The 24,178-nt window shown below is 66.2% G+C and carries 19 protein-coding genes; 10 read left to right on the forward strand and 9 right to left on the reverse strand.

From position 1 onward, the window contains the following. Positions 1-174 precede the first annotated feature (174 nt). A complete protein-coding gene (locus FHY19_RS13065; protein ID WP_046962772.1) occupies positions 175-555 on the reverse strand; it encodes an I78 family peptidase inhibitor in 381 nt (126 codons plus the stop codon). A gap of 56 nt (positions 556-611) precedes the next feature. Here FHY19_RS13065 and FHY19_RS13070 point away from each other — a divergent pair, with 56 nt between their 5' ends. Then, entirely contained in the window at positions 612-1,910 is a 1,299-nt protein-coding gene (locus tag FHY19_RS13070; protein WP_259166939.1) for a DNA topoisomerase IB, read from the forward strand. Positions 1,911-2,042: 132 nt separating this feature from the next. Here the strand turns inward: FHY19_RS13070 and FHY19_RS13075 are convergent, their stop codons facing one another. The 4 genes from FHY19_RS13075 to FHY19_RS13090 form a co-directional block, all read right to left on the reverse strand. After that, positions 2,043-2,708 carry a VacJ family lipoprotein gene (locus tag FHY19_RS13075; RefSeq protein ID WP_259166537.1) on the reverse strand — a complete coding sequence of 222 codons (666 nt, stop codon included), beginning with the start codon at positions 2,706-2,708 and terminating at the stop codon, positions 2,043-2,045. 324 nt (positions 2,709-3,032) lie between these two features. After that, positions 3,033-3,245: a hypothetical protein gene (locus FHY19_RS13080; RefSeq protein WP_259166538.1), complete on the reverse strand. Its 213-nt coding sequence runs from the start codon at positions 3,243-3,245 to the stop codon at positions 3,033-3,035. Positions 3,246-3,746: 501 nt separating this feature from the next. After that, entirely contained in the window at positions 3,747-4,355 is a 609-nt protein-coding gene (locus FHY19_RS13085; RefSeq protein ID WP_259166539.1) for a VTT domain-containing protein, read from the reverse strand. Positions 4,356-4,360: 5 nt separating this feature from the next. Continuing rightward, complete coding sequence (locus FHY19_RS13090) at positions 4,361-4,924, reverse strand: methyltransferase domain-containing protein (protein ID WP_259166541.1); 564 nt, start codon at positions 4,922-4,924, stop codon at positions 4,361-4,363. A gap of 437 nt (positions 4,925-5,361) precedes the next feature. Here FHY19_RS13090 and FHY19_RS13095 point away from each other — a divergent pair, with 437 nt between their 5' ends. The 3 genes from FHY19_RS13095 to FHY19_RS13105 all read left to right on the forward strand — a co-directional run bounded on the left by FHY19_RS13095 (position 5,362) and on the right by FHY19_RS13105 (position 9,964). Continuing rightward, a complete protein-coding gene (locus FHY19_RS13095) occupies positions 5,362-6,756 on the forward strand; it encodes an efflux transporter outer membrane subunit (RefSeq protein ID WP_259166542.1) in 1,395 nt (464 codons plus the stop codon). After that, positions 6,753-7,943: an efflux RND transporter periplasmic adaptor subunit gene (locus FHY19_RS13100; RefSeq protein WP_259166545.1), complete on the forward strand. Its 1,191-nt coding sequence runs from the start codon at positions 6,753-6,755 to the stop codon at positions 7,941-7,943. Before FHY19_RS13095 ends, FHY19_RS13100 begins: the two co-directional genes overlap by 4 nt. 71 nt (positions 7,944-8,014) lie before the next feature. Next, complete coding sequence (locus tag FHY19_RS13105) at positions 8,015-9,964, forward strand: MacB family efflux pump subunit (protein ID WP_259166547.1); 1,950 nt, start codon at positions 8,015-8,017, stop codon at positions 9,962-9,964. Between the two features lie 71 nt (positions 9,965-10,035). On the opposite strand, the gene FHY19_RS22380 is transcribed toward FHY19_RS13105, so the two are convergent. Continuing rightward, positions 10,036-11,400 carry a HAMP domain-containing sensor histidine kinase gene (locus FHY19_RS22380; protein ID WP_259166549.1) on the reverse strand — a complete coding sequence of 455 codons (1,365 nt, stop codon included), beginning with the start codon at positions 11,398-11,400 and terminating at the stop codon, positions 10,036-10,038. Beyond that, positions 11,397-12,071: a response regulator transcription factor gene (locus tag FHY19_RS13115; protein WP_259166550.1), complete on the reverse strand. Its 675-nt coding sequence runs from the start codon at positions 12,069-12,071 to the stop codon at positions 11,397-11,399. Before FHY19_RS13115 ends, FHY19_RS22380 begins: the two co-directional genes overlap by 4 nt. 300 nt (positions 12,072-12,371) lie before the next feature. On the opposite strand from FHY19_RS13115, the gene FHY19_RS13120 reads away from it, so the two are divergent. From FHY19_RS13120 to FHY19_RS13135, 4 genes are all read left to right on the forward strand, one after another. Next, positions 12,372-13,037 carry a response regulator transcription factor gene (locus tag FHY19_RS13120; RefSeq protein ID WP_259166551.1) on the forward strand — a complete coding sequence of 222 codons (666 nt, stop codon included), beginning with the start codon at positions 12,372-12,374 and terminating at the stop codon, positions 13,035-13,037. Next, complete coding sequence (locus FHY19_RS13125) at positions 13,034-14,422, forward strand: ATP-binding protein (protein WP_259166552.1); 1,389 nt, start codon at positions 13,034-13,036, stop codon at positions 14,420-14,422. The genes FHY19_RS13120 and FHY19_RS13125 overlap by 4 nt, the downstream gene beginning before the upstream one ends. Before the next feature lie 460 nt (positions 14,423-14,882). Then, positions 14,883-16,091, forward strand: coding sequence for an efflux RND transporter periplasmic adaptor subunit (locus FHY19_RS13130; protein WP_259166553.1), 1,209 nt, complete (start codon positions 14,883-14,885; stop codon positions 16,089-16,091). Beyond that, the gene (locus FHY19_RS13135; RefSeq protein WP_259166554.1) at positions 16,088-19,180 is read left to right on the forward strand and encodes an efflux RND transporter permease subunit; all 3,093 of its coding nucleotides are present in this window, start codon (positions 16,088-16,090) and stop codon (positions 19,178-19,180) included. The genes FHY19_RS13130 and FHY19_RS13135 overlap by 4 nt, the downstream gene beginning before the upstream one ends. Positions 19,181-19,499: 319 nt before the next feature. On the opposite strand, the gene FHY19_RS13140 is transcribed toward FHY19_RS13135, so the two are convergent. Next, positions 19,500-19,844, reverse strand: coding sequence for a hypothetical protein (locus FHY19_RS13140; protein ID WP_259166555.1), 345 nt, complete (start codon positions 19,842-19,844; stop codon positions 19,500-19,502). 361 nt (positions 19,845-20,205) lie between these two features. Here FHY19_RS13140 and FHY19_RS13145 point away from each other — a divergent pair, with 361 nt between their 5' ends. Together FHY19_RS13145 and FHY19_RS13150 are read left to right on the forward strand one after the other, a co-directional pair. Continuing rightward, the gene (locus FHY19_RS13145) at positions 20,206-21,087 is read left to right on the forward strand and encodes a pirin family protein (RefSeq protein WP_259166557.1); all 882 of its coding nucleotides are present in this window, start codon (positions 20,206-20,208) and stop codon (positions 21,085-21,087) included. A gap of 232 nt (positions 21,088-21,319) precedes the next feature. Next, the gene (locus FHY19_RS13150) at positions 21,320-21,934 is read left to right on the forward strand and encodes an NAD(P)H-dependent oxidoreductase (RefSeq protein WP_259159066.1); all 615 of its coding nucleotides are present in this window, start codon (positions 21,320-21,322) and stop codon (positions 21,932-21,934) included. 253 nt (positions 21,935-22,187) lie between these two features. Here the strand turns inward: FHY19_RS13150 and FHY19_RS13155 are convergent, their stop codons facing one another. Continuing rightward, positions 22,188-23,135, reverse strand: coding sequence for a LysR family transcriptional regulator (locus tag FHY19_RS13155; protein WP_259166559.1), 948 nt, complete (start codon positions 23,133-23,135; stop codon positions 22,188-22,190). Positions 23,136-24,178: the final 1,043 nt, after the last annotated feature.

Raw genomic sequence — 24,178 nt, forward strand, 5'->3', positions numbered from 1 at the left:
GCGACGACGTTGCAGCGCTCGATCCGTGGAGCGTTTCGAAGAGGTCACCGGATGATCGACTAGACCACAGTTGATGCGGTGCCGCAATACACCGTTACAGCTGCAACGAGACCCGCTGCAATCCCTTGTGCCAGCAGGCTTGGCGCCTGTCCAATCACAGGCGCCAGCGCAGGCTCAGCCGCAGCGCACCGCGGTGATGACGTTCTTGGCATCCACTTCCAGATTGAGCCGTTCGCCGTTGAATTCCATCGTCACCATCTGGCCGGGCTTGAGCACGCGTACCGACTTGGCGCCGGCATCGCTGCGAGCCTGCTCGCCGACTGCATCGGTGATGGGCTGGCCAACCAGCGACTGCACCTGGGTGGCATCGCAGCTGCCGATCGGCGGCGCTTCCGGCGCTGCATCCGGCACCGGCGCGGACGCTTGCTCGGCCGCCTGTTGTGCGTTGGCCGCAACGGCTTCCTGTTCATCGGGTTGCGGTTTGTTGCAGGCAGTCAATGCAGTCAGTACGACCAAGGTGCAAGCCAGGCGGGCAATAGGCAGGACAGCGCGCATCGATGACTCCAGCAAAGGGGGATGCCCAAGCATAAGCACAAAGTTGCGCTGCGGGCATCGCTTGCCCACACGGCGTTGTCGTTGCGTTGACGCGGCCTAGCGCTGCGCGGCCCAACAATCGGTGCCAGTCCTTCGATCCGTGCGCAATGAAAGCCAAACGTGTTCTTCGCAATGCCGCAACCACGGCCAGCACCGCCGGCAAGCTTGCCGCCGCCGCCACTGGTGCGGTGGTCGCCACGGCCGCCGCCACCGTGGCCGCCGTCGTTCAGGCCAAGGCCACCGCGCGCGCGGCCGGGCTCACCTATGTCAACGATCAGCAGCCCGGCATCAGCCGCCGCAAGGCCGGCAAGAGCTTCAGTTACCGCAGTGCGGACGGGCAACGCGTCGCCGATGCGGACACCTTGCAGCGCATCCGCTCGCTGGCCATTCCACCGGCCTATACCGAGGTGTGGATCTGCGCCAAACCCAATGGCCATCTGCAGGCCACCGGGCGCGACGCGCGGCGCCGCAAACAGTACCGTTACCACGCCGATTGGGCGCAGGTGCGTGGCGAAGGCAAGTTCGAACGGGTGATCGCCTTCGGCCAGGCGCTGCCCAAGTTGCGCCGCCGGCTGCGCCGCGATCTGGTGTTGCCGGGATTTCCGCGCGAGAAGGTCCTGGCGATCGTGGTGGCGTTGTTGGCCGACACGCTGGTGCGCGTGGGCAATGCCGAATATGCGCGCAGCAACCGCTCCTATGGGCTGACCACCTTGCGCAACCGGCATATGGAGTTCTTGAAAGGTGGACGCGCGCGGCTCAAATTCCGCGGCAAGAGCGGCCAGGATCACGACATCGAAGTGGACGACAAGCAGTTGGTCAAACTGATCCGGCAGTGTCAGCAATTGCCGGGGCAATCGCTGTTTCAGTACCGCGACGACGATGGCCAGCTGCAACCGGTGGATTCGGGCGAGGTCAACGATTACCTGCGCGAGGCGATGGGCGAGGATTTCACCGCCAAGGACTTCCGCACCTGGGGCGGCACGCTGGCCGCGCTGCAACGCCTGGCACGGCTGCCGCTGCCCGAGCGCATGAGCGAACGTGCGTTGACGCAGGTGCAGAACGATGTCATCCGCGAGGTGGCCGATGCGCTGGGCAACACGCCATCGGTGTGCCGCAAGGCCTACATCGACCCCTGCGTATTCGAAGGCTGGCGCGCCGGGCAACTGCAGGCGATGGCCAGCGGGGTGCGTGGCGAGCGGCAGTGGGAGGCGGCCACGCTGCGCTTTTTGACCGACTCACGCAGCAAGCAACGCAAGGCCAACGCGCCAGGTACGCCAGCCACACGCAATCCCAGCCGCCGCAAGCGTGTTGCATGATGCTGCGGTTGGGTGCGAGAGCGCTGGCGAGATGGTCGCGAACCACAGACTGCTGGCGCTGATTGGCCAGCGGTGGATCCAGCGCGTGGCCGCGTCCGCCGCGTGGTGCCGTATGCAGCGGACTGGCAGCAATCAATCGTCTGCAATCTGCTTCTGGCGGCGCTGGCCCCAGGCATCGCGCACGAAGGTGTAGTCGTCCACGGCATCGCGTTGCATCGCGTCCATCGGCAGCATGCGCGCGCGGCCATCGGCCAGTTGCAGGCCGATCAGCGAGTTGGCGATACGTGCATTACCCACGTAGGTGATCGGCGTGAGCCGCTGATCGCCGACACGACCTAGCGTATCGCGCACGGTACCGGGTCCCAGCAGCGGCATCACCAGGTAGCGCGAGTTATCCCAGCCCCATGTCGCAAATGCTTGTCCTAGGTCCTCGTTGTATTTGGGCATGCCCAAGCGGCTGGCCGGATCGAACAGCCCGGCGACCCCGACGGTGCTATTGATCACGAAGCGCCCGAGTGACTGCGCCGCCTTGACCGGGTGGCCCTGCAGCACCTGGCTGACGGCGGTACCTGGCTGGCCGAGGTTTCCAAACATGTTCCTGATACCGGTCTTGACCGGCCTGGGTGTGACCTTGTCGTAGGCCACCGCGACGGGACGGAACAGCACCTTGTCGGCACCGCGATTGAAACCATGGATCTTGCGGTTGTAGGACTCCCACGGGTCGCGTACCGGTGTCGCGCTGTACAGCGCTTGGTCGTCCTGCTCGGCGGCGGTGGCCGCCGCGGCCGACGTGGACATGGCAGGGTCCGTACGCGCTGCATCCGGCACCTCCTGCGCGGCGTCGCGACGGAGGGAGGCCGCGCTCGCCACCATCGGCTGAGCGGATGGGCCGGAGGCAGGCGGCGAGGCTGGCGGCATCACCAGTGTCGCCGTCGGTGCCGGGCCGATGGACGTCGGCACCGATGTGTGTTTCGCGGCGGGGCCGCTCGCGCAGGCCGAGAGCAACAGCAGCGTGCAGGCGGCCGCCAGGTAACGGGGAATCGTCATTGCATGGTCCTTGAAGGGTGAAGTGATGCAAGGGATGGGGCGCCCGACACAACCGCGACCAGCTGCGTCACCGCTCTATGCGAGCAGGCGGCACATGCACGACCACAGCAACGGGCCGGCCCACAACGCAGCGACTGCCCCGCCGGCAATGCCCGCCATCCAGCGCAGTTGCGTCAATCGCCGGCGCCTGGCGTGGTGATGCTGCAGGTCCGGCAGGTCGTGCCATGCCTGCCGATTGCTGGTGGGCGATGGCCGCCGGGAGAGGGTGGAAGGGCGTTGGGAAAACATGCTGCGCTCCGAAGAGAGAAGGCTGCAGTCGGCCGACACTGCACCGGCATCTGGCGAGCGGCCAGATGGATGCAAGCAGCGGGTTAGGGCACTGCAGCGCAGTTGCTGGAAGCGATCCTATGGATTCACTGCGGATCGCGTTTTAAGAGTTTTTTGATCGCTCGCCACCGGTAGGTATGCGTTCACGAATCCCCTCGACGAACGGGCGCAGGACGGCCCGATCCACTACGCATGGACGCTATGGGTGAGGCGTGGGGTGGTAGCGCTGATGCGCCGCTGTGCGGGATTCGCGTAAGGCGTATGGACGTCGCGCAGCACGGCCGGAAAGACGCTTCATTCGAGGTGCTGCCGAAACCCCGCTACGGCGCGCACGCCAGAGTCAGCACCGTGCGTCGTTCCATCGCCGTACGTACGCACGGCCATCGATGCTGGCGCAGGGAAGGACATAGGGCGCAACCAGCCCAGTGATCGATGTCATCACTGCAGCGCAACCTCTACCGGCTAGACGTTCATCGACGTGGTGCGTGATTTCTTGCGTATCGAAAAGAACACCACGCATTCCAGTGCGACCAGCGCTGCGGCGATCACCATGCCGGTGACCAGCGGATCGTGTCCGGTTCCGCGCAGACAGAAGCCCACCAGCAAAAAGCACGCGTTGTAGCCGGCAATTCCAAGCGCTGCGGCCAGCAGAAAGGTCCAGAAGCGCACCCGGATCACGCCCGCCGGCAACGCCAGATAGATCCGCGCCACCGGGATTGCCTGGCCGGCCAGCGTGACCCGGAAATCGTTGCGGCGATAAGACAGCGCAAGGCGGTCGTAGGTCGCAATGCGTAGGAACACGAAGCGCCCATAGTTGAGCATCAGGGTGCGCACGCGATCGTTGCCGAGCGCGCGGCCGATCTTGTACCAGCTGACCGTTGCCAGCAACGATCCGGTCACGCTGATACCCCAGACCGCCAGCAGCGACGGCACGCCATCGGCGGTCATGCCGATCACCATCAGCATCAGATAGGAGGGCACCACCGGGATGAATTTTTCGATGTAGGACATCGCCAGCACGCCTGGCAGGCCGAAGCTCAACACCAGCGTCAATACGTCGTTGGTCTGCATGTTGGCTAGCGCGTGTAGGTGCGGCGTTGCAGACGGTAGGTCGTCGCTGGCGGAATGTTCCAATAGGTCCGCCCGATCTTGACCGCCTCCAGATCGAGCGCATCGAGAACATGCGCCGGCACCGAGCATTTGAGGCCATAGGTAAACAGATACATGCATCCGCCCGGCTTGAGATGCATGAAGGCACCACGCACGATGGCGGCCACCTGATGTGCGCGCATGTTCAAGAAGCCAAGACCGCAGACCACTGCATCCACGTAGGCCCCATCGAAGCGGGGTAACGCTTCCAGATCGGAAACGTCCATCTGCAGCACAGTCGCGTGCGGGAAGCGGCGCGTGAGCAACGATGAGAACGTCTGGTTGTATTCGAGCAGGAACAGGTTCTTTTCGCGCACGCCCTTGTCGAGCATCGACTGGGTGAATGCGCCGGTACCGGGGCCAAGTTCGAGAACACGCCCGGTACGTTCCGAGAGCTCGGAGGTGATGCTGGAGGCGAGTGCGGGCCCGGAGGGAAGGATCGCGGCAACCGAGCAGGGAGCTGCGATCCATTCGCGAAAAAACGAAGCCATATACGAACGTGCCATCTATCCTCACAGCGTTGAAAGAGTTGAGCCCAATCTGCGGGACACAATCGCCATCCGCTCGATGGTGACACGCATTCGGCGCCACAACGCTAAGGCGTCAATCTGTCCGCAGTCTGTCGTTAATGCCGGACCATGGCCGGAAATTCAGCCACGCATCAGCATCGACCGCATGACGGCAATGCTGCCTCTGCTCGACCTTTGCGACTGCGCGAGATAACCCACGCTGCAAGTGATCGACGCTGGCTGACGTTGGCTGAATGCACTGCGCAACGTTGAACTGAACACGGTCGCAGACAGGCTATCGACAGACAGCGCTGCCAGCATGCGTGGCAATCAATTCCTTCCCTTTGTCGTTGCACTGCCGCCTCGCCATGCATGGAAGCGGGGCGCGTTGCTGCCGCACAACACTCCATGAGAACACGATGAGACTTTCAGCCAGCATCGCTTCGGCGATGGCATTGCTGGTGCTGGGTGGCTGCGCCAACCTGGCGCCGCGCTACGTGCGGCCATCGCCGCAACTCCCGCAAGCACAAGCGACATCCGAAGATCGCTTCGCGGGCAAGGCGCTGGGCGAGGTGTTCGTCAACCCGCGCTTGCGCGATACCGTGGCGCTGGCACTGGAGCGCAATCAGGACCTGGCGCTTGCAATGCTCAATGTGCAACGCGCCAGGGCGAGCTACCGGTTGCGTGATGCCGACACGCTGCCGACAGTGACGCTAGACGGTACCGTGGCCGATGCCAGCCATCAGCAATCCCAACTTTCGGTCTCGTTCGGGTTTGCCAGCTATGAGCTGGATTTCTTTGGGCGGGTGAAAAACCTGAAAGAAGCGGCCCTGCAGGATGTGCTGCGAAGCGACGAGAACCGACGCAGTGCCTCGCTGAGCCTGATCGCCGAAGTGGCCACTGCATGGCTGAGACTGGACGCGGACCAGCAACGCCTTGCGCTGGTGAACAAGAGCGCAGGCAACCTGCAACGGGTGTACGAGTTGACGCTGGCCCGTTACAACCAGGGTGCGGTCAGTGGGCTGGAGTTGGCGCAGGCGGACACCGCGTTGGCGCAGATCGGCGCCGAACAGGCTGGCCTGGACGCGCGACTCCAGCAGGACCGCAATGCGCTGACCCTGCTGGCCGGTGTCGAGGTGCCCGAGACGCTGTTGCCCGATACCGACGCGCGTGATGCGCGTGGCGAGGCAGTGCTATCGCTCAACGGTCCGTTGCCGGCCGGCGTTCCCTCATCATTGCTGCTGCGTCGCCCCGATGTCATGGCCGCAGAGCATGCGTTGATCGGCGCCAATGCCAATATCGGCGTTGCACGCGCGCGGTTCTTTCCCCGCATCGCCTTGACCGGCAGCTATGGCACTGCCAGCACGGCGTTGTCCACGCTGCTTGGCGCAGGTAGCTGGAACATCGCCACCTCCGCAGCGTTGCCGCTGTTCGATCACGGCGCCAATCGCGCCAACCTGAAGGTGACCGAGCTCGATACCCAGATAGCCCAGGCGCAGTACCAGAAGACGCTGCAGACCGCATTCCGCGATGTGGCCGATGCGTTGGCCATCGGTAGCAGTATTGCCGGGCGACTGCAGGCACAGACGCAACTGATCGATGCCGCAAGCAAGCAGGCGCGCATCGCCGCCGCCAGATACGAGCGCGGGCAGACCGGATTGGTGGACCTGTTGAATGCGCAGCGAGCGTTGTATGCGGCGCAGCAGGGCATGCTGGACACCACGCTGCTACGCGACAGCAACCTGGTGACCGCCTATCGCGTGCTGGGTGGTGAATGGATGCAGGTATCCATGCAGGGAGGCATCGCGCCATGAGCCGCCCGATGCCGTGGTTGCAGCGCCTGCGGCGCTACCGCTGGTGGTTGATCGTCGCTGCATTGCTGCTGGTCGGCTGGCTGGTGAAGCTGCAGTTCCTTACTCCAGCGAGCGCACCGCAGGTGGCCAGTTCGGCAGTGGTGCTTGGAGATATCGAAGAGACCGTGCTGGCGACTGGCAAAATCAACGCCTCGCAGTTGGTGAGCGTTGGCGCGCAGGTCACCGGCCAGGTGGTGGCGCTGCACGTCAAACTCGGAGATTCGGTCAAGAAAGGGCAGCCGATCGCCGAGATCGACGCGTTGCCGCAGCAGAACGCGCTGCGCACCGCGCAGGCGCAAGTGCGCAGCGCGGACGCCAGGTTGACCGCACGGCTGGCGAGCCTGCGTCAGGCCACCCTGGCAGACCGGCGCCAGCGTGCATTGATGGCCGACGATGCGGTGGCCAGGGTCGATGCCGAGGCGGCGGAAGCTGCACTGGCGACGGTGCGTGCGGATGTGGAGGCATTACGCGCGGAGCGCGAGCAAGCCACGATTGCAGCAAGCACCGCCGAGCTCAATCTGAGCTACACGCGGGTGGTGGCGCCAATGGATGGCGAGGTGGTGGCGATCGTCACCGAGCAGGGGCAGACGGTAAACGCCAACCAGAGCGCACCGACCATCATCAAGCTCGCACGTCTGGACACCATGACCGTCAAGGCGCAGATCTCAGAAGCCGATGTCACCCGGGTGTCGGCCGGGATGGGCGTCTATTTCACCCTGCTGGGCGACCCCGACACCCGCTATCGGGCAGTGCTGTCTGCGCTGGAGCCTGGCCCGACCACGATCGCCAGCGATGCCACCGGCGCATCGACAGGCCAGGCGACCAGCGCTGGCAACAACGCGGTGTACTTCAATGGCATCTTCGATGTGCCCAACCCGCAGCGCATCCTGCGCATCGACATGACCGCGCAGACCACGATCGTGCTGGCGCGCGCACGCGCTGCACGCCTGATCCCCAGTGGCGCGCTGGGCGAGCGGACTGCCGATGGAAGCTACGTGGTCCACGTGCTGACCGCCGATGGTGAGCGGCAGGTGCGACGCATTCGTGTGGGGCTCAATAACCGCATCAACGCGCAGGTGACCGCAGGCCTTGAACTGGGTGAGAGGGTAATCACCAGCGACGTCGATCTGCCTGTGCAGACGCCTTGATGCGCCGCCGTACCGGAACGGGCAGGCGCGCATCCCATGCCTGTTCCCGATCATCCACTGGAGCCTGAGTCATGCCCGCCCTGTTGCAAGTCAGCGCGCTTTGCAAGGAGTTTCCGTCTGCCGACGGCAGCGTTGCGATCCTGCGCGATGTCACGTTGCGCATCCATGCCGGCGAGATGGTCGCCATCATGGGTCCATCGGGCTCGGGCAAATCCACCCTGATGAACATCCTGGGCTGCCTGGATCGCCCGACGCGCGGGAGCTACGAAGTCGCCGGGCAGGACATCGGTCAACTCGATCCGGACAGCCTGGCGCGTTTGCGGCGTGCCCATTTCGGCTTCATTTTCCAGCGCTATCAGTTGCTGGGGGAGCTGGATGCGATCGGCAATGTCGAGATTCCTGCGATCTACAACGGTACCGCGGCCGATGCACGCCGTGCTCGCGCGCAGGCGTTGCTGGAGCGCCTGGGATTGGGGACGCGGCTGCACCACCGGCCCGGCCAGCTGTCCGGTGGGCAGCAGCAACGCGTGTCGATCGCCCGCGCGCTGATGAACGGCGGCGAAGTCATTCTGGCCGACGAGCCGACCGGTGCGCTGGATCAAGCCAGCGGCAAGGAGGTCATGGCGATATTGCAGGAGCTGCATGCGGCAGGCCACACCATCATCCTGGTCACGCACGACCCGGAGGTGGCGGCGCACGCGCAACGCGTGATCGAGATTCGCGATGGCCGGATCGTGGCCGACCGCCAGCTGTGCCCGGCGACCCCTGCCGCCGCGATCAGGGACGCGCCGGTCGCCGACAGGGCGGGGCGCCTGGCGGACCTGCTGGGACGCTTTGGCGAAGCCGGCCAGATGGCGCTACGTTCGATGTTCAACCACCGTCTGCGTACCTTGCTGACCATGCTGGGCATCATTATCGGCATTTCGTCGGTGGTGTCGGTGGTCGCGCTTGGCGAAGGTTCGCGGCGCTCGATCCTGTCCGACATCGATGCGCTGGGCACCAATACGATCGAGGTCATGCCCGGGACCAGCCTCGGCGATCGTGATGCCGACGCGGTGCGGACGCTGAGCGCCGACGATGCCGCCGCGATCGCCGGGCTGGAGTACGTGGACAGCGCTACGCCATCGATCTCCACCAGCGCTGGCCTGCGTTATGGACGCCACGATGTCGCCGCCAGCATCACCGGTGTCGGCGAGCAGTTTTTCAGGGTACGTGGTTACGCGTTTGCACAGGGGCGTGGCTTCGATGCGCATGCCATCCGGGCCAGGGCGCCGGAGGCGGTCATCGACCAGGCCACCGCGCGTGCGCTGTTTCCAGGCAGCGCATCGGCGTTGGGCAAGGTGATTCTGCTGGGATCGGTGCCGTTGCGGATCGTCGGCGTCGCCGCCAGGCCGAGCGCAGCGTTTGCCGGCGACAGCGCGCTCAATGTGTGGCTGCCCTACACCACGGCGATGGCGCGGGTGTCCGGCGATACGCGCGTGCGCAGCCTGACGGTGCGCGTGTCGACGCAGGTGCCAAGCGAGGTAGCCGAGCGTGGTATCGACGCGCTGCTGCTGCAGCGGCACGGGCGCCGGGATTTTTTCCTGTCCAATTCCGACAGCGTGCGCAAGACCGTCGAGCAGACCACTCGCACCATCACCTTGCTGATCTCCTCCATTGCGCTCATCTCGTTGCTGGTCGGCGGCATCGGGGTGATGAACATCATGCTGGTGTCGGTAACCGAGCGGATCCAGGAGATTGGCGTGCGTATGGCGGTAGGGGCGCGTCAGTCCGACATCCTGCGCCAGTTCCTGATCGAAGCGACGCTGGTTTGCCTGGTTGGCGGCACCCTGGGCGTGGCGCTGGCCCTGGGTACGGGCGTGCTCGTTGGCTGGTTGAGTCCGGGTTTCGGAATGGTGTTCTCGCAGTGGTCGATCATCGGTGCGTTCAGCGTGTCCACGGCGATCGGCGTGGTGTTCGGCTTCCTGCCGGCGCGGCGTGCGGCACGCCTGGATCCGATCAAGGCGTTGGCGCGCAGCTGATATGCGGTGACGTGGACGAAGACGGCCCGCCGCGGCCGTCATCCACGTCAGATGGCGCAGGGCTGCCGGCGCTACGCCGCCGCCGCAAACACCAGTCGGAAGCAGGCGCCTGCGGCGGTATCCGGGACCAGCAGGACGCTGCCGCCGTGGTGGCGCATGATGGTTTGCACCAGATCCAGTCCCAGGCCCGCGCCACGGCCGTCCTTGCTGTCGCGATGAAACGCCTCGAAGATGCGTTCGCGCTCGGAATCCTTGACCCCGCGTCCTTCGTCGGCCACATCCACCGTGCCTGCTGCCGAAACCCGGATCGTGATCGTTCCCTGACGTCCGCCATAGCTGATCGCATTCTGGATCAGGTTGGTGAGCGCACGTTCGATGGACACTTCATCGCCATCCACGTGCACCACCGCAGAATCGGTCTCGAAGGCCACCTCGTAGCCTGCTGCGAATGCCAGCGGTGCCAGGTCGAGCACCACCCGTTCTGCGATCGCCGCCAGATTCAGACGCGAAAACACCATGGTTCCGGAGTCGAGCCGCTGGATGTCCAGCAGCTGCCCGGTCAGTGCGCCGAGCCGCACGGCATCTTCCATCAGCCGTGTCCGCAAGGGGCCGGCCGGCAGCGCAGACAGGCGCGTGGTCAGGATCGCCACCGGTGTGCGCAGCTCGTGCGCAGCATCGGCGATGAAGCGCTTGTGCTTGGCCAGCGCCGTGTCCAGGCGCTGCAACGCATCGTTGATGGCGGTGACGAACGGGGCGACCTCGGCGGGGACTTCGCTGAGGGTCAGGCGCTGTCCGGTGCGATGGAAATCGATCGTGCTGGCCTCCTGCGCCGCCGTATCCAGACCCCTGAGGCCGCGCTTGACCGCCAACGGCATCACCAGCATGGTCGAGACGGCGACCAGCGCGATGATCAGCAGGGTCTGCCACAACACCGGCGATGCCAGCCGCATGAGTTCCCACGCACTCACCGGCCCTTGCCCCCAGAACGCGATCTGCACGCGTCCGGCGTCGGTCTCCACCCAGCCCACGCTGGCGCGATTGTCGGTGCTGGAAGCACCGGCCACATCGAAGGTTGCCGACTCCACCAGCGGCAGCAGCGACAGCGCCGCGCGGATCCTGGACGGCGGCGTGCCCTCGGACACGCTCTGCCCGTGGGTGTCCCTGATCACGAACCACAGACCGGTCGACTTGGCGCGCAGCGCGGCCATGTCGGCGCTTGCACGCATGAATAGCCGGCCCTGCCGATCGCGCGCCACCGACTGCGTGAGCGTCTCCAGGGTCTGCGACTCGTAGGCCACATTGCCGTTGGAAAACTCCACCGTCGCCTTGATGACCAGCAGGAAGATGACCAGGCCTGCCACCGCGATCATCGCGGTCTGCGCCGCCGCCAGGCCCCGGACCAGGCGCCAGCGCAAGGAGGGCGGGCGGGATGTCACGCCTGCGCGCTCAACATGTAGCCGACCCCGCGCACCACATTGATCGCCAGCGCGCTTTGCGCATCGGAGAGCTTTCTGCGCAAGCGCGAGACATGCGTGTCCAATGCGTTCGGCTGCACATCGTCGTCCATCGAGAACACCGCCTGCATCAGCGCCGCGCGCGGCACCATGCGACCGAAGCGCTTGAGCAGCGCTTCGAGCACCAGCAATTCCCTGCGTTTGAGATCCAGCACGGCGCCATCGATGGTCGCGGCCCGGTTGACGAAGTCGTAGGACAAGGCACCGGCGGTGACGATATCGGTTTGCAGATGCGCTGGGCGACGCGCCAGTGCGCGCAGCCGGGCCACCAACTCCTCCACGGCGAAGGGTTTGGCCAGGTAATCGTCGGCGCCGACGTCCAGGCCGACCACGCGTTCGGATAACTCGCCCAGCGCCGTGAGCACCAGGACAGGGGTGACGTTGCCCTGCTCGCGCAGGGTTTTCAGAAACCGCAGGCCATCGCCGTCGGGCAATTGCCGATCGAGGATCACCACGTCGAAGCTCCCCAGGGCGGCGGCGCTGTCGGCGGCCGCCAGCGTCGGCGCGTGGTCCACCAGCATGCTGTAGTTCGCCAGGACGTCACGGATGGCCGATGCCATCTCCGGTTCGTCCTCGACCAAAAGTACCTTCATGAGCTTCCTCCCGCCGCCGGTGGCCCCGTCCTTCTACACCAGCGACCTGTCTTGAACATGTCCTGGCACGCCGGAGCCCCAGGCTACCCTGATGCCGCTGCGACGGGCAGGCGGGCAGGAAGCGTGCTGGAGTGCCGCTGGGCTCGCCGTAGCGGCGCCGGCTGGCGGGGACACATCCTGCGCGCCCTGTCGCGCTGCAGCCGGGCCACGGCGCGCCGCTCCGATCGCCGGGCGTCTTAATGCAGAATTAAACCCGCCCTGGAATGCTGGCCCCCCACTTTGCGCACGCACGCGGACGGAATGAAACTGCTCCTTGTCGAAGACGACGCGATGCTGGGCGACACCATCTGCGATGGTGCGCGGCAGGGCGGCTGGGATGTGGACCATGTCCTGGATGCGGCCGCGGCCAACGCGGTGCTGGTCGAGCATCCGTATTCGGCGGTGCTGCTGGATCTGGGGCTTCCCGGTGACTCCGGGCTGTCGGTGCTGCGCGGCATGCGCGCGCGCTGCGATGCCACCCCGGTGCTGATCCTGACCGCGCGCGGCCAGCTGAGCGAGCGCATCGTCGGGCTGGATGCGGGGGCGGACGACTACCTGGTCAAGCCGTTCCAGTTCGATGAGTTGTGGGCACGGGTGCGTTCGGTGATCCGCCGCAGCCAGGGCAGCGTGGTGCCGATCTTCAGCTTCGGCGAGGTCAAGGTCGACCGCAGTCGTCGCACGGTCAGCCGGGGTGGCGTCGATGTGGTGCTGAGCGCGCACGAGTACCGCACGCTGCTGGCGTTGATCGAACGGCCCGGGCACGTGCTCACCCGCGACCGCCTGCAGGACCTGGTGTACGGGCCGAGCAGCGAGCTGGAGAGCAACACCATCGCGGTGTTCGTCCATCAGCTGCGGCGCAAGCTGGGCGAGGACCTGATCAGGACCGTGCACGGCCTGGGGTATGTGGTGGGGCAGCCGGGCGCGTGAGGCCGAAGTCCATCACCGCGCAGCTGTTCATGGTGATCGTCAGCGTCATCGCCCTGTGCTGGGTCGCGGTCATCGCCCTGGTGCTGACGCTGCTCTCGCTCAATCTGGAAAGTACCTGGGACGAAAAGCTCGAAGCCATCGCCACCCAGATGCTGATCACCATACCGGCCAAGAGCCGGTTCGACACCAGGGCTGGCCCCGGCCTGCAATTGCCGGACGGCTTTACCGGTGCGCGTGAAAAGCTGGTATTCCAGGTCTGGATCGATCGCACCAGGATGGTGGCGCGCACGCCGGGTGCGCCCGATTCGGCACTGCAGCCGTCGTTTACCGATGGAGCGGCCACCACCGTCGTCGATGGAGAACAATGGCGGGTGTCGGCGATCACCGACAAGACCGGGCGGGTCAGCGTGCAGGTCGGCAACCCGCAGAGCGTGGTCGATGCGGACCTGCGCCACGAAGCGTGGCACGCGCTCGCCCTGGCCACGGTGTTGGTGGTGGTGGCAGGCGCAGTGATGTGGTTCGTGGTGCGTCGCTCGCTGCAACCAGTCAGAGCGCTGGGCAAGGCATTGCGGCGGCGCAAGAACCTGGACCTCACGCCGTTGCCGTTGTCCAGGCTCCCGCGCGAAATACATGCACTGGTGGCGTCGTTCAATCATCTGCTCGAGCGGCTGGATGCGGTGATCGAAGGCGAACGCCGTTTTATCGGCGATGCCGCGCACGAGCTGCGCACCCCGCTGTCGGCACTGCAGGCGCAGGCCGAAATCGCGCTGGGCGCACCGGATCTGCACAGCAAGAACCAGGCGCTGGTGAAGCTGCTGCGCGTGGCCAGGCGCAGCACGCGCCTGTCCGAACAATTGCTGGATCTGGCGCGGTTGAACGCAGGACGTAGCGCATCGCTGCATCAACCGACCGAACTCAGCGTGCTGGTGCATCACGTGGCACAGGAATTCGAGGTGCATGCGACGCAGAACGGGCGTGAGCTGTATCTGGACATCCACAGCTGTGTGGTTGCGTGCAACGTGGACGAGATCGGCATCCTGCTGCGCAACCTGGTGGATAACGCGATGCGTTATACCTCCGAGGGCGGCAACATCCTGGTCAGCTGCGGCTATGTTGTCGATGCGGGCGAAGATGGCGCAGATGCCCTCAGCAATGTCTATCTGCAGGTGGCCGACGATGGGCCGGGCGTTCCCGACTCCGAGCGCGATGCGATCTTCGTCCGCTTCCATCGCGTGGCCGGCACCCCCGTCCGCGGCAGCGGCATCGGGCTGTCGTTGGTCGCCGGTATCGCGGATCTGCACCAGGCGCGCATCGAAACCGGGCAAGGTCTGAGCGGGCGTGGGTTCAGCGTGCGCATCGTCTTTCCAGGCAGCGCCAGGGGCTGAATGGGTGCTCCGACGTGGGGCAGGCACGGAGTGCGGGACTTCGCTGCGCGTGCTGGATGCGCTGGAGTGCACTGCGGCGGCCGCAGTGCACGGCGATGGGAGTTTGCAGGTCGCCGGCCTGGCACCGATCGACGCGACCGCGCTGGCGGCCAGGGCTGAACACTTCGCACAGCCACCCCGGTGCGCTTAAAGAATTCTTCAACCGACTAAAAGTTCTTTAACGGCTGCTTGCAACGATGCCATCCAGCCAGCGGTTCGCTGGCGCTTGCGATGCGCTGATCGCTTCCCCGCTGCGCCGAGCTTGCCAACGTCATCGCGTCGGCAGCGTGGGCGCAACGGCAGAGGTGGTGCGACCGCTACTGCCCTTCGGCGCCACGCGGCCGATCGCCACGCGCCCATGCGCTCGGAGGCTGTCCGGCGTGTTGATGTCCTTTCCCTTGCCTCAGATCGCGTAACCACCATGACCCCAACCGACACGACAGCGCGCGCGCGTACCCCCGCTGCGGCACCCAGGCGCGGACCGCGACGCTTCGCAACGCCGCTGCTGTGGTGTCTACTGGGCAGCGGTGCCATCGCCTCGGGCTGGTGGTGGTCCACGCGCGCCCAGCCAGCACCCATCAACGCGCTTCCGATCACCGCGTTGTCGGTCACGGCGATAACGGCACGTCAGGTGGAGTGGCCAAGCACGCTGTCGGCCACCGGGATCGTGGCGCCCTGGCAGGAAGCGGTGATCGGTTCGCAAAGCAACGGGCTGCGGCTGGTGACGCTCAACGTGGCGGTCGGCGATGTGGTGGCGCGCGGGCAGCTGCTGGCACGTTTCGATACCGCAACCTTGTTGGCAGCACGCGCAGAACTGCGCGCAGGCCTGGCCAAGGCGCAGGCGGCCGCGCATCAGGCCGATACCAATCGCATGCGCGCCGTGCGCGTGCAGGCGGCCGGGGTGATGAGCGATCAGGAAGTACAGCGCTACGTGACCGAAGCGGTCACGGCCAACACCCAGATCGCGGTGGCGCAGGCGCAGCTGGATGCCAACCGGCTGCAACTGCAGCAAGCCGACATCACCGCCCCGGACGATGGTTTGATCAGCGCGCAGAGCGCGACGCTGGGCGCGGTGGCCAGCAGCGGCCAGGAACTGTTCCGCCTGGTGCGCCAGGGGCGCCTGGAGTGGCGCGGAGAGTTCACGCCCGAGCAGATCGCGCGGATCGCGCCGGGCCAGCCGGTTCGGCTGCGGCTACCCGACGGCAGCACCGTGGGCGCACGCGTGCGCCAGATCGCGCCGCTGCTGGATGCGCGCTCCCGGCTTGGCGTGGTGTATGCGGATATCCCGCCCGACAGCCTGTTGCGCGGCGGGATGTACGTCGATGGTGCGGTGGCGCTGCCGTCCAGCCGCGCGCTGGTGGTACCGGCGTCGAGCGTGGTGGTGCGCGATGGCCGCAGCCTGGTGTTCCGCGTCGTCGGCAGCGGCGCCGCTGCCAGGGTGCGCGCGCAACCGGTGACGGTGGGGCGGCGCTTCGGTAGCGAGGTCGAACTGCTGCAGCCGTGGACTGATGGCGAGCGCATCGTGGCGCAGGGCGCGGGATTGCTCGCCGATGGCGATACGGTGCTGGTCAGGACCACACCGGCCGGCCCGCTGGTCGGCATGCAGCTGATTCCACGTGGGCCACGATGAACTTCGCTACCTGGTCGCTGCGCAATCCCATTCCTGCGGTATTGCTGTTTTTCCTGCTGACGCTGGCGGGCGTGTACGGCTTCCGCAATCTTTCCATCCAGGCGCTGCCGGATCTGGATCTGCCCACCGTCACTGTCGTCCTGACACAGCCGGGGGCGGCACCGGCGCAGTTGGAAACCGATGTGGCGCGCAAGGTGGAAGACTCCCTCGCCACCGTCAGCGGCCTGCGTCACCTGCGCACCACCATCAGCGATGGACAGGTGCAGATCGTGGCCGAATTTCGCCTGGAGAAGTCGCTGTCCGATGCGTTGATCGAAACCAAGGATGCGGTCGACCGCGTGCGTTCGTCGTTGCCGCCGGAACTGCTGCAGCCGGCCATCAGTGCGGTGACCGAAAACAGCACGCCGATTCTGACCTATGCGGTGACCTCCACGACGCTGGATGAGACCGCGCTGTCCTGGTATGTCGACGACCGCGTGAGCAAGGCGCTGCTGAAGGTGCCAGGTGTGGGCCGCGTGCAGCGCCTGGGCGGCGTGCAGCGCGAGATACGGGTGGAGGTGGATCCGGTGCAGATGACGGCGCTTGGGGTGACCACCTCCGATGTATCGCGCGCGTTGCAGCAGATGCAGCAGGACTCCTCCGGCGGACGCGTGCAACTGGGCGGCGCCGAGCAATCGGTGCGCACGCTGGCCGGTGTGCGGCAGGCCGCGCAGCTGCCCGGCATGTCGATTGCGCTCGCCAGCGGCGGCAGCGTGCGCCTGGAGCAGATCGCGCGCGTGCGCGACGGCATCGCCGACCGTCGGCAGGCCGCGCTGCTGGACGGCAAGCCGGTGATCGGGCTCAGCCTCTATCGCACCAAGGGCTTCGACGAAACCAGGATCGCCGCAGGTGTCGCGCAGGCGCTGCAGCAGTTGCAACGGAGCGACACCTCCCTGCGCATCACCCCGGTCTCCGGCACCGTGGCCTACACCCTGGAGCAATTCGAAGGGTCGATGTCGATGCTCTACGAGGGCGCGTTGCTGGCGGTGCTGGTGGTGTGGCTGTTCCTGCGCGACTGGCGCGCCACCCTGATCGCCGCATCGGCGCTGCCGCTGTCCATCCTGCCGTCGTTCGCGGTGATGTGGTGGCTGGATTACTCGCTCAATACGCTGACCTTGCTGGCCCTGGCAGTGGTGGTCGGCATCCTGGTCGACGACGCCATCGTCGAGATCGAGAACATCGAACGTCACCGGCGCATGGGCAAATCCGCGTTTCAGGCCACTGCCGACGCAGTCAACGAGATCGCCTTGGTGGTCATGGCCACCACCGCCACCCTGGTGGTGGTGTTCGTGCCGACCACGTTGATGGGCGGCATCCCGGGATTGTTCTTCAAGCAGTTCGGGTGGACTGCCGTGATTGCGGTGGTGGCCTCGTTGATGGTGGCGCGGCTGATCACCCCGATCATGGCGGCCACCTTTCTCGGCGCGCGGCACGACAATCCAGCCGAACCGACGACCGGCGTGGTGACTGCCGGCTACCTGCGGCTGGTGCAGTGGAGCCTGCGGCATCGCGCAGCGACCCTGGGCGCGGCCGGCGTGTTCCTGCTGTTGTCGCTGGCGTTGTTGCCGCTGCTGTCCAAGGGTCTGGTGCCGCCCAGCGACCGCGGCTTCATCACCGTCAAGGTCGAGCTGGGGCCGGAAAGCGACATCGGGCAGACCCGCCAGGTCACCGAACGGGTGCGCGCGGCGGTAGGCCGCATCGACGGCGTCGGCGCGGTGTTCACCAGCATCGGCGGCGATGCGGGTGGACGCGATGCGCAGGTGGCGCAGGTGCGCAACGCCGAGATGACCTTGGTGCTGTCGCCGCGCAAGACGCGCGCGGCGCAGGCGCAGATCGAGCGCGCAGTGCGGCAGGTCGTGGTCAATATCACCGGCGCACGGGTCACCGTGAGCGGCGGCGGGCCGGGCGAACACCTGTCGATGATTCTCACCAGCGAATCGGAGGACGCCCTCAACGCCACCGCCACTGCGTTCGCAAGCCAGTTGCGCGCGGCCGGCCTGTCGGGTGTGCGCACCACTGCAAGCCTGCAACGGCCGGAACTGGTTGCGCGGCCGATCCAGAGCCAGACCGCCCGTTACGGCGTGAGCAGCGCCGATATCGGCCAGACCCTGCGCACCGCGACCAGCGGCGATTTCGAACCGCAACTTGCCAAGCTCAATCTGGACAACCGGCAGATCAATATCCGCGTGCAGGTTCCCGACCGGGTCAGTGCCGATCTGGAGGCCTTGTCCAATCTGCGCGTGCCATCGCGCGATGGCCTGGTGCCGTTGTCCAGCGTCGCGGTCCTGGCAGTGGAAAGCGGCCCGACCGAGATCAACCGCTACGATCGCCAACGCTACGTCACGGTGAGTGCCGACCTGGGCGAGATGCCGTTGAGCAAGGCGCAGGCCTTGGCCACCACGCGTCCGGCCATCCGGCAACTGCCTGCAAACGTGGCGCTGATCCAGTCCGGCGATGCCGAAGTGGCGGCGGAGCTATCGTCCGGCCTGCTGCTGGCGATCGTGATCGCCACCTTGTGCATGCTGTGCGTGCTGATCCTGCTGTTCAACGACTTCTTCCAGCCGTTGACCATCCTGTCGGCCATTCCGCTTTCGCTCGGCGGCGCCTTCATCGCGCTGTTGCTGTGCGGCAGCGAGCTCGATGTGCCGTCGATGATCGGCCTGGTGATGCTGATGGGTATCGTCACCAAGAACTCGATCCTGTTGGTGGAATACGCGGTGATCGCAATCGGCGATGGGGCAGCCTGCGTCGACGCCGCGTTGCTCGATGCGTGCCACAAACGCGCGCGTCCGATCGTGATGACCACCGTTGCCATGATCGCCGGCATGCTGCCGATCGCGTTGGGCTTCGGCGCCGATGCCAGTTTCCGTCAGCCGATGGCCATCGCAGTGATCGGGGGATTGATCAGTTCGACGCTGCTGTGCCTGGTCGTGGTGCCTGCGGTGTTCAGCTGCATCCACGATGGCCAGACATGGCTGCATCGGCGTTGGCGCGACGCGTTCGGCCGGGTTGATGACGATGCAGCCGGCCAGGCGCGTTCGGCAGACTGAGGACGACTGACGAAACGACGACGCAGCCACCAGGCGAGCGCGGCCCGTGCCCGCAGTGACGCGTTGGCTGTGTGGTTGCCCGGTGCCGACTCCCGCTGGCAACGGCGTGCCCGCCGCTGTGGCAGCGCGCCAGGTACTTCCGGATGACCGGCCGGCGGACAGTACCTCGGGACCGGTGCGCTGGTCGTCCGTGCAGGGCCGCAAGGGCAGCGCAGCTGCAGCCACCGTCACTTTGCAGTCCGGGGCCATCGCCTGCGCAGGACTCGCCAGACCAGGCCGCTGCGATTGCAACCCGCCGCTTCGCCGCCAGGCGTTGCCGTCAGCCGCAATACACCGCGGTGATGTTGTTGTACGGGCCGGTTTCGATGCTCAGGTGATCGCCACCGCTCTCGCTGGCGCCCTGCGCCGGGTCGGCCAGGCCGCTGGCGGTGGTGCCGCCGGTGGCGCGTTCGCCGCGCCGCACGCTGACCTGCAGGCTGTCGCTATCGACGCGTGCACGCTCCACCGTCTGCGCCGCTGCGGCCAGACCCACGATGCCGCGGACCTTTTCGATATGGCACTGGCCGGAGATCGCGCCATCGATGGGCTGTACCTGCGCCACCTGGTTGGAGGCACAGGCCGAGAGCAACAGGACGGCAGCGAGCGGGGCGAGGGTGCGGATCATCGGAGATCTCCAGCGGAAGAATGGCGCAAGCGTGAAGAATCCGTTGTCGGCGCGGCATGAAGGCTGCCCGCCGGGGCGCACGGCAACGCCGAGCTGTTCGCGCTGGATTGGTGGCCGGGAGCGACCAGCATCTGGATCACCGAGCGAAAGTCCCCGGGCAGCGCTCCCGTCCCGAGCGCGCGCACGGCGCAAGCGGTGCGGCCGCTGCGCCAGTCGCGCGTGCCGGGAAGATCATGTGGAGAGGATTGCTTCAATTTCTGGACGACTGCACTCCAAATGTCCCGGCTAGTCGATCAATCGGCGCGTCTCTACGCTTTGCATCACCGGAGCAGCTTGCTCCACCACCGCAAAGAGATCTGTCATGAACGCACAACTGGCCCCCGTCTATGCCGATCAGCCGCAGCGCGCGCCAAGCGTGCAGGTCCCGCCGCGCCCAGTGGTGTTTCGCACCCGCGGCACCACCCGCGGACCGATCACCCGGCTGATGAGCCCGGGCGATCTGGGCCAGCTGGTCAAGCCGTTCGTGTTCCTGGACCTGTTCACCGTCAAACCGTCCGCAGGAGCCGCACCGATGGGCATGCATCCGCATTCGGGCATTGCCACGCTCACCTACCTGATGGAGGGCGAGGTCGGCTATGAGGACAGCACCGGCCAGCAGGGCACGCTGCCCACCGGCGGGGTGGAATGGATGCGTGCCGGCAATGGCGTCTGGCACGACGGCGTGCCGGTGGGCCAGGCGTCGGCCAAGGGCTTCCAGCTGTGGGTCGCACTGCCGGCGGCCGAGGAAAATGCGCCGGCGCAGAGCCAGTACCTGTCGCCGGAGGATGTGCCGGTGGCCGGCCCGGTGCGCGTGCTGCTGGGTCGCTACGGCGCGCTGGAAAGCAGGATCCCGGCACCGGCCGACATGACCTACCTGAGCGTGCAGTTGCGCGACGGCGAGACCTGGCGCTACGTGCCGCCAGCCGGCCACAGCGTGGCCTGGATCGCGGTGCACGGCGGCCAGCTGGAAGCGGCCGAAAGCATCGGCGCCGGCCAGATGGCTGTGTTCAAGGATGCCGAGCAGGCCATCGAGGTGGTGTCGGTGGGCGCGACATCGTTCGTGCTCGGCTCGGCGGTCAAGCATCCGCACGAGCTGGTGATGGGCCACTACTCGGTGCACACCAGCGCGGCGGCACTGGCCCAGGGCGAGGCGGAGATCCGCCGCATCGGCGAGCAGTTGCGCGCCAGGGGCCGCCTGGCCTGATGCAACCGCCGCGGGCAGCGGATGCAGGGCGGCGGCGTGGCCGGCTCACGGTACACGCGTTGCCCAGCAAACCAGCGCACTGCCGATGTTGCTGAGAGCCGTGCGCTTTGAAAAGGCGCGCCCTGCGCGCGTCAGAGCTTCAACGACGTCCATCACCACCGTGTCGATGCGTGGGCGCTACCGCCACGCATCGTCGAACCCTCACACCCCCTACGTTTCCAAAGGCATTCCAATGAAACTGCTCCATCTCGATTCCAGCATCCTCGGCGCTTACTCGGTCAGCCGTCAGCTGTCGGCGGCCACGGTTGCCAGGTTGCAGTCCGGCAACCGCGATATCGCAGTGACCTACCGCGATCTGGCCGCCACGCCGCTGGCGCACCTCTCCGGCGCGCACCTGGCGGCCCAGCAGAATCCCACCGGCGACCAGAGCCCGGAACTGGCAGCCGAACTGGCCACCAGTGCAGCGGTGCTGCAGGAATTTCTGGAGGCCGACACTGTGGTGATCGGTGTGGCGCTTTACAACTTCACCATCCCGACTCAGCTCAAGGCATGGATCGATCGTGTGCTGGTGGCCGGCAGGACCTTCCGCTACAACGCGCAAGGCCTGCCCGAAGGGCTGGCCGGCAACAAGCGGGTGATTCTGCTGGTGGCGCGTGGCGGCTTCTATGGCGCCGGCTCGCCGATGGCATCGCTTGAACATGCAGAGACCTACATGCGCACCGCGCTGGGCTTTGTCGGCGTGCACGCCCCCGAGGTCATCGTGGCCGAAGGCCTGGCCACTGGCGCAGACGCCCGCCAGGCGGGGATTGCCAGCGCCCAGCAGCAGATCGAAGGGCTTGCAGCCTGAGTGATGCAGCACGCGATGCCCGTCCGGGGGGCATCGCGTGCGCTGGCGATCATGTCATCCGTTTGCACGGTGCCGATGGTTCAAACGTGCCGACCCTGCATCGAGCGGACAACGTGCCGCTCGATGCAACGCGTTGCCCGCGCGGCAGGGCGTCAACCGCTTTCAAGCAAGGTCGGCGCGATGTTGTGCGCGCCAGGTGCGCAGACTGGATCGAATCAAGGCGTTGAAACCGCCGCACTCCGCAGCGCCACGATCACCGCACGCCCGGCATGGCGGCGCTGTTTGCCAAGCCAGCCACCTTTTTGCATTCAGCTGCATTCAGTCGCGTCGCCACGGCCTGGATAAACGCCGACACCGCGCGCGGCAGATGGTGCCGGCTCGGATACAGCGCGTACAGGCTCTGGCCCTTGCGTTGAAAATCCGGCAACACCACGGTCAGGCGACCTTCGTGGATATCGGGCCAGGTGAGCGCCTGCGGCAACAATGCGATGCCGAGTCCGGCCACCGCCGCAAGCCGCAGCGCGCGCGCAGTGGTGGCGGCCATGCGCGCCTGCACCTGGACGTCTTCGGCAAGCCCGGACGGGCCGACCAGCGTCCAGGTGGCGTACCCGCTCGGATGCGGGAAGCTGAGGCAGTCGTGCTGCGGCAATTCGTCCAGCCGCAGCGGCCTGCCGCGTGCCTGCAGGTAACCGGGGCTGGCCACCAGCACATCGTTGGTGTCGGCCAGGATCTGGCGGCCGACATAGCCCAGGTCCGTCACCACACCGCCGCGGAAGGCCACATCGATGCGCTCGGCGATCAGGTCGGCCTTGCCATCGCTGAGCACGAATTCCAGGCGCACGCGCGGATGCGCGGCGAGAAACTCGCCCACCCATTCGACGCGGAAAAAATCCAGGAAATCCGCAGGCGCCGCCACCCGCACCAGACCGGCGGCTTCATCGCCACCGGCCACCAGGCTCTGCCCGGCCGAGGTCAACCCGTCCACTGCGTCGGCGCAACGCTCGTAAAAGGCTTGGCCGGCGTCGGTCAGGGTGAGCTTGCGGGTGGAGCGTTGCATCAGGCGTGTGTCCAGCTGCGCTTCCAGCTGCTGCACGCGCCGGCTCACGCTGTTGGGCGCAGTGCCTAGCCGGCGTGCGGCCTCGGCAAAGCTGCCGCTGCGCACCACCTGCACGTACAACGCGATGTCATTGAGATCGATCACCAGCGGCCTTGGCGCGTGTAAACGCGGAGTCTAAGCGTGGCGCCTGCGCGTCGTCGATCATGGTGGTGTGGAGTGCTGTCTGCGGTAACTCGGCCACTCAGAAGTGGCGAAACAGTGCGGAGGGGTCAGGCGCAGAGCATGGACGCTGCGGTTTGGCTGCAGGGCCCTTGCCCGCCCACCATCGCGGGACACGCTGCAAGTACGTCCCTGTAAGCTCTTACGCGGCATCCATGCCGCGTAAGGTCCCGCGACGGTGGGCGGGCAAGGACCGGTCGAGAGGGTCGGTGTGCATCGCAAGAGCAAGTACCGTGCCCTGCAGTTCTGACAAGCAAGCGTCCGCTAGTCTCCTAACGCGAGCCGATCAACGGACAAGCCCTTTAAGCGAACAACCGACCAATGGTCTGGTGCGGTGTCCTTGCCGCTTGCGGGACCGTGTGGCGGCATGGATGCCGCCACCGAGCCTACAGGGACGTACTTGCGGCGTGTCCCGCGAGCGGCGAGGGCACCGCGCGCTCGACTCACTCAGCTTTTGACTGTATCCAAATGCCTCTATGACTCAAATCTTTGGCTGCTTTTGCATCTTGTGTCCCGATGGAATTGGATATTTCGGATAGATCAGATGCAGAGCGAATGGCCTGCGGCCTGATTGCAGGGCCCTTGCCCGCCCACCCTCGCAGGACACGCCGCAAGTACGTCCATGTAGGCTCTTACGCGGCATCCATGCCGCGTAAGGTCCCGCGACGGTGGGCGGGCAAGGACCGGTGGAGAGGGTCGGTATGCAGGGTGCAAGCAATGCATGACGTGCCCCACTGAATGACGACGCATCCGATCAGTGTGCCAATGCAAGCCGAGCAACGGACAAGCTTTTTAAGAGAGCAACCGAATACCTCTCTGGTGCGGTGTCCACGCCGCTTGCGGGACCGTGTGGCGGCATGGATGCCGCCACCGAGCCTACAGGGACGTACTTGCGGCGTGTCCCGCGAGCGGCGAGGGCATCGCGCGCGCGACCGACTGAGCAGTTGACGCTGTACCAAAACGACGCC

This window comes from Xanthomonas sp. 4461, from assembly GCF_024806475.1.
GTDB classification, from domain to species: Bacteria; Pseudomonadota; Gammaproteobacteria; order Xanthomonadales; family Xanthomonadaceae; genus Xanthomonas; species Xanthomonas arboricola_F.

Excerpts from the sequence above, each read along its gene's own strand:
- FHY19_RS13120 (WP_259166551.1), top strand. The coding sequence starts at position 12,372 with ATGAAACTGCTCCTTGTCGAAGACGACGCGATGCTGGGCGACACCATC.
- FHY19_RS13095 (WP_259166542.1), top strand. The coding sequence starts at position 5,362 with ATGAGACTTTCAGCCAGCATCGCTTCGGCGATGGCATTGCTGGTGCTG.
- FHY19_RS13140 (WP_259166555.1), bottom strand. The coding sequence starts at position 19,844 with ATGATCCGCACCCTCGCCCCGCTCGCTGCCGTCCTGTTGCTCTCGGCC.
- FHY19_RS13150 (WP_259159066.1), top strand. The coding sequence starts at position 21,320 with ATGAAACTGCTCCATCTCGATTCCAGCATCCTCGGCGCTTACTCGGTC.
- FHY19_RS13090 (WP_259166541.1), bottom strand. The coding sequence starts at position 4,924 with ATGGCTTCGTTTTTTCGCGAATGGATCGCAGCTCCCTGCTCGGTTGCC.
- FHY19_RS13065 (WP_046962772.1), bottom strand. The coding sequence starts at position 555 with ATGCGCGCTGTCCTGCCTATTGCCCGCCTGGCTTGCACCTTGGTCGTA.
- FHY19_RS13145 (WP_259166557.1), top strand. The coding sequence starts at position 20,206 with ATGAACGCACAACTGGCCCCCGTCTATGCCGATCAGCCGCAGCGCGCG.
- FHY19_RS13135 (WP_259166554.1), top strand. The coding sequence starts at position 16,088 with ATGAACTTCGCTACCTGGTCGCTGCGCAATCCCATTCCTGCGGTATTG.
- FHY19_RS13100 (WP_259166545.1), top strand. The coding sequence starts at position 6,753 with ATGAGCCGCCCGATGCCGTGGTTGCAGCGCCTGCGGCGCTACCGCTGG.
- FHY19_RS13115 (WP_259166550.1), bottom strand. The coding sequence starts at position 12,071 with ATGAAGGTACTTTTGGTCGAGGACGAACCGGAGATGGCATCGGCCATC.
- FHY19_RS13080 (WP_259166538.1), bottom strand. The coding sequence starts at position 3,245 with ATGTTTTCCCAACGCCCTTCCACCCTCTCCCGGCGGCCATCGCCCACC.
- FHY19_RS13075 (WP_259166537.1), bottom strand. The coding sequence starts at position 2,708 with ATGTCCACGTCGGCCGCGGCGGCCACCGCCGCCGAGCAGGACGACCAA.
- FHY19_RS13130 (WP_259166553.1), top strand. The coding sequence starts at position 14,883 with ATGACCCCAACCGACACGACAGCGCGCGCGCGTACCCCCGCTGCGGCA.
- FHY19_RS13105 (WP_259166547.1), top strand. The coding sequence starts at position 8,015 with ATGCCCGCCCTGTTGCAAGTCAGCGCGCTTTGCAAGGAGTTTCCGTCT.
- FHY19_RS13085 (WP_259166539.1), bottom strand. The coding sequence starts at position 4,355 with ATGCAGACCAACGACGTATTGACGCTGGTGTTGAGCTTCGGCCTGCCA.